Origin of the sequence: Caballeronia sp., assembly GCF_049581465.1 — a bacterium.
In the GTDB taxonomy this organism is placed as follows: domain Bacteria; phylum Pseudomonadota; class Gammaproteobacteria; order Burkholderiales; family Burkholderiaceae; genus Caballeronia.
In genome coordinates this window covers 1-5,302 of record NZ_JBAUSA010000754.1, presented here as the reverse complement: position 1 = coordinate 5,302, position 5,302 = coordinate 1, and the positions used below count along the sequence as shown (strand labels likewise).

Annotated in this window: 2 protein-coding genes; both read left to right on the top strand. The window is 61.0% G+C overall.

Annotated elements, in window-relative coordinates; all coding sequences use genetic code 11:
• The first annotated feature begins 198 nt into the window (after positions 1 to 198).
• Positions 199 to 4,293 (top strand): molybdopterin-dependent oxidoreductase, encoded by a 4,095-nt coding sequence (locus tag WCA53_RS18660; RefSeq protein WP_423913862.1) that lies wholly within the window; start codon positions 199 to 201, stop codon positions 4,291 to 4,293.
• 182 nt (positions 4,294 to 4,475) lie between these two features.
• Positions 4,476 to 5,243: an SDR family oxidoreductase gene (locus WCA53_RS18655; RefSeq protein WP_423913857.1), complete on the top strand. Its 768-nt coding sequence runs from the start codon at positions 4,476 to 4,478 to the stop codon at positions 5,241 to 5,243.
• The last annotated feature ends 59 nt before the right edge of the window (positions 5,244 to 5,302 follow it).

The window sequence follows — 5,302 nt, the reverse complement described above, 5'->3', positions numbered from 1 at the left end:
TCGCCGCGAGCAGCACCGCCCAAGCCCTAACCCCACACTCACCGCGAGCAGCACCGCCCAAGCCCTAGCCCCACACTCACCGCAAGCAGCACCGCCCCAACGCCCCATCCGGCCCCAAGGATCCCTGTGCGAACCAGTCCAAGCGACTCAGCGTCCCCTGTGAAATCCGTCTGCCCCTACTGCGGCGTTGGCTGCGGAATGCTCCTGCACGTCGACAACGAACAGGTCGTAAAAATCACCGGCGACACCGAGCATCCAGCCAATTTCGGGCGGCTTTGCACCAAGGGATCGTCCGCACATATCGCGCTGCGCCAATCCGGCCGGCTTGAAAACGCCTATGTCCGTCACGACCGCCGCGCACCCCCGGTCCCGCTGCCGATGGATCAGGCCATCGCCGACACCGCGCGCCGCCTTCGCGTGATTCTCGACAACCACGGCCCCGACGCTTTGTCGTTCTACGTGTCAGGCCAGATGTCGATCGAGGCGCAGTATCTCGTCAACAAGCTCGCAAAGGGGTTTGTCGGCACGAACAATATCGAATCGAATTCGCGCTTGTGCATGGCGAGCGCAGGGAGCGGCTACAAGCTTTCGCTAGGCGCCGACGGACCCCCGGGTTCCTATCAGGACTTCGACAAGGCGGACCTGTTTTTCGTGATCGGCGCGAACATGGCCGACTGTCATCCGATCCTCTTCCTACGCATGATGGATCGCGTGAAGGCGGGCGCGAAGCTGATCGTGGTCGACCCAAGGCGTAACGCGACCGCCGATAAAGCCAGCCTGTTCATGCAGATCAAGCCCGGAACCGATCTCGCCTTGCTCAACGGCATCCTGCATCTCCTGCACAAGAACGGTCGTACCGACACGGCGTTCATAGAGGCGTTCACGGACGGCTGGGAAGCAATGCCGGCTTTCCTCGACGACTATTCGCCCTCGAAAGTCGCGGCGATCACAGGCATTGCGGAAGCCGATATTGTCCGTGCCGCGCAATGGATCGGCGACGCGCCCGAGTGGATGAGTTGCTGGACCATGGGCCTCAACCAAAGCACGCACGGCACCTGGAATACGAACGCCATCTGCAACCTGCATCTGGCAACAGGCAAGATCTGCCGCCCAGGCAGCGGGCCGTTTTCACTGACGGGACAGCCCAACGCAATGGGCGGGCGCGAAATGGGCTACATGGGTCCCGGCCTGCCGGGACAGCGCTCGGTGCTGGTCGAAGAAGACCGCGTGTTTATCGAAAATCTATGGCGCGTTCCCCAAGGAACGCTTAAGCCGGCCACAGGCAACGGCACGGTCGACATGTTCACACGCATGGCCGATGGCGACATCAAGGCGTGCTGGATCATCTGCACGAATCCGGTGGCGTCGGTCCCGAATCGCCAGAATGCAATCGCTGGATTACAGGCGGCCGAGTTGGTGATTACACAGGACGCCTTCCTGGATACAGAGACCAATCGCTACGCCGATATCCTGCTGCCCGGCGCACTCTGGGCCGAGGCGGAAGGCGTGATGATCAATTCAGAACGCAACCTGACACTCATGCAGCAGGCGATCCAACCGCCCGGCGCCGCGTTGCCGGATTGGCAGATCATCGCGCGGGTCGGCAGCGCGATGGGCTTCGCCGATGCGTTCAATTACCGCTGCGCCGAGGACGTATTTGCTGAGATCGCCCAGGTATCGAATCACAAGACAGGCTACGACCTGCGCGGCGCAAATTACGAGCGGCTTCGTCAAACTCCGTTGCAATGGCCATGCGCGCCCGACGCCACCGGCGACCGCAATGCGATTCGCTATATCAACGACGGTGTTAGCCAGACGCTTAGGAAAGGTTCCGACGGGCGCGAGCCGCACTTAAGCTTTCCGACCGCCAATGGCAAAGCGATCTTCTTCGCGCGCCCTCATGTCGCGCCTGCGGAAATGCCGGATCGTGAGTTTCCCATTGTGCTTAATACCGGGCGTCTCCAGCATCAATGGCACACGATGACCAAGACCGGCAAGGTCGCGATGCTAAACAAACTCAATCCGGCGCCGTTCGTCGAGTTGCATCCTGAAGACGCGAAGGCGCTGGGCATCGAGAGCAAGGATAGCGTGCAGATTCGTTCGCGGCGCGGACGTGCCGTGCTGCCAGCGGTCGTCACGGATCGCGTCAGCGCCGGGCAGTGCTTCGCGCCGATGCACTGGAACGACGTGTTCGGCGAAGACCTTTGCATCAACGCCGTCACGAGTGACGCCGTCGACCCGATTTCAATGCAGCCCGAACTGAAATTCTGCGCGGTGGAACTGAGCCGTGTCGCTTCGCAAACGATCCAAAATCCCGCAGCGCCCGACGATATTTCCACGCCGGAGCGCGCCGAATCGATCGCTGCCACTGAGGAACTGGACATGTCCCGTATCGATAAATTTGCCATGCTGCTCGGCGTGCACGATCAGCCCGGGCCTCAACTCAGCGACGTCGAACGGACCTATCTGGCCGGCTTTGTCAGCGGCTTGCGTACGTTACCGGCTAGCGACGTGGCCGGTGCGCCCACATTACCGGGCGCGGCGCCGCTGTCGGTCACTAACCGGTTTTGGGTCGACGGCCTGCTAGCGGGAATGTTCAGCCGCGCGGCCGTCATGCCGCCCGCGACAACGCCACCCGAGCACGCGGCGCCCGCGCGCATCGTGCACGCTCGGCCTAAGGTATTGCTGTTGTGGGCGTCGCAGACGGGCAATATCGAATCGCTGACCGAACATTACGCGACCCGATTGATGGAGTCCGGTTTCGAGATTCGCACATCATGCATGGCAGATTGCGAAATATCGGCGTTGAGGAAAGCGCAGTACGTCCTACTGATGACCAGCACGTTCGGCGACGGCGACGCGCCTGACAACGGCCAGGATCTATACGCGTCGCTGAACGCGGCCACGGCTCCCAGCCTCGACGGAATGCGCTACGCGGTCCTCGCTTTTGGCGACCGCAACTATGATCAGTTTTGCGGGCACGGGCGAAATCTCGATGCCCGCCTGGCTGAATTAGGTGCGCAACGCTTGCTCGACAGGGTCGATTGCGACGCCGAGTTTCAACCCGCCGCCGACGCGTGGCTCGAACGGATCATCAAGCGTATCGAGGAAGACGATGCGGCGCTTCACGCTGTTTCTGCCGATGGAATGATCCCGGCCGTCCTGCCCGGCAGCGTTCCTTCAAAAATGAATCCCGCCGCATCACGGATGCTAAAGAACCTTCGGTTGAATAAGCGCGGTGCGGCTAAGGACACGCGGTATTTTTCGTTAGCGGCGAAAGATTCGGGCCTCGAATACGAAGCGGGCGATGCGCTAGGCGTGTGGCCCAGCAATTGCCCTGAGCTGGTCGACGAGCTTCTTGGGCTGAGTCGTCTCAACGCCGGGACGACGGTTCATGTGGCGGGTGCCGGTGAGATGCCGCTTGCCGAAGCGCTAGCCACGCACTTCGAGATTGCCCGGCCTAGTATGGACGCCCTCGCGTTTATCGCGGCGCGATCCGAAGGTAGCGGCCTAGGCGATCTGCTTCACGAAAGCCGCAAGGCCGACCTCAAGAAATGGTTGTGGGGACAACAGCTAGCCGATGTGCTCCACGAATATCCCGTCGAGTTGTCGGCGCCGGAACTCGTCGGCATGCTAAAGCGCATGCAGCCGCGGCTTTATTCAATCGCATCGAGCCCCAAGGCGCACGAGGGCGAGCTTCATCTGACCGTGTCGGCAGTCCGCTATAGCAATGGACGCCGGCAGCGAAAGGGCGTTTCGTCGACCTTCCTGGCTGACCGTGCCGGCGATGTCAACGTGCCCGTATTCGTGCAGAAATCCACGCACTTCCGGCCGCCGCGTGACGCCGATGCGCCGATGATCATGGTCGGTCCCGGCACGGGCGTGGCACCTTTTCGCGGCTTCCTGCATGAGCGGCTGGCGCGCGGCGACCGCGGTCGAAACTGGTTATTTTTTGGCGAGCAGCACGCCGCGACTGATTTCTACTACGGCGAGGAACTCAGGGCGATGCGTGAAAGAGGACACCTGACGCGACTTGACCTGGCGTTCTCTCGGGATCAGGCAAGCAAGATCTATGTCCAGGATTGCATGGTCGAACGAGGGGCCGAGCTTTGGGCGTGGCTTCAGGAAGGCGCGCACTTCTACGTTTGCGGCGACGCAGCACGCATGGCCAAGGACGTCGACGCAGCGCTCAAGGTGATCGTTGAAGAGCATGGCGGAATGAGCGCCGAGAGGGCGGCCGAGCATGTCCGGCAACTGGCGGCGGACAAGCGCTATGTGCGGGACGTTTATTAAAGCAAGCGGGTCGCTTTCGCTTGGTAGAAAGTAGTAAGGCGAATGGAACAGGGAGGTCGCAGTAAATAGACTGCAGTAGAAGCGTCGGGTCGTGTCCTTGCCCGCATGCCCGATCATTGCTTTATTCGGTCAATGCTTCTAACCTCGTCGGACATTAAATTGAATCGATGGGAGATGAAGCCGTGACTTTGCAAAACAATGAAACCGCTCGCATCGCGATCGTGACAGGCGCCGGTTCCGGCATTGGGCGCGCGACATCGCTGGCATTGCTGAACGACGGCTGGACGGTTGCTCTCGTCGGCCGCCGGCGCGAGCCGCTTGAACAACTGGCGGCCGATCCCTCTAAACAGGGCCGCGCACACGCATTTCCTTGCGATGTATCCGACCCCGACGCTGTGAAGGCGCTCTTCGCCGCAGTGGTGGAGCGCTTCGGACGCGTCGACTTGCTATTTAATAACGCGGGCAGATCGAACCCGCCGGGACCGTTTGAGGACTGGTCCGCCGACGAGTGGAAGTCAGTGGTCGATGTGAATCTTAGCGGCATGTTCTATTGCATCCAGCAGGCGTTTCGCGTGATGCGCGTGCAGGTGCCAATGGGTGGACGCATCATTAATAACGGCTCGATCTCCGCAAGCACTCCGCGGCCCAACTCAATCGCTTATACGGCGACCAAGCACGCCGTTGCGGGCATGACAAAATCCGCCGCGCTCGACGGCCGCAAGTACGATATTGCGGTGGGGCAGATCGATATTGGAAACGCTTACACCGAACTTGCGGCGCGAATGGCAAAAGGCGTGCCGCAAGCCAATGGCGAAATTGCGATAGAGCCGATGCTCGACGTCGAAATTGTGGCGCAATCGGTGCGCTATATGGCGAGCTTGCCGCTCGATGCAAACGTGCTGTTCCACACCGTGATGGCGACGAAGATGCCGTTCGTCGGGCGTGGTTGAGAGGGTCGATCTGCTAGTGATTCAGAAAGGCTTGCGGACGCCGGGAGGCGGTCGTATCG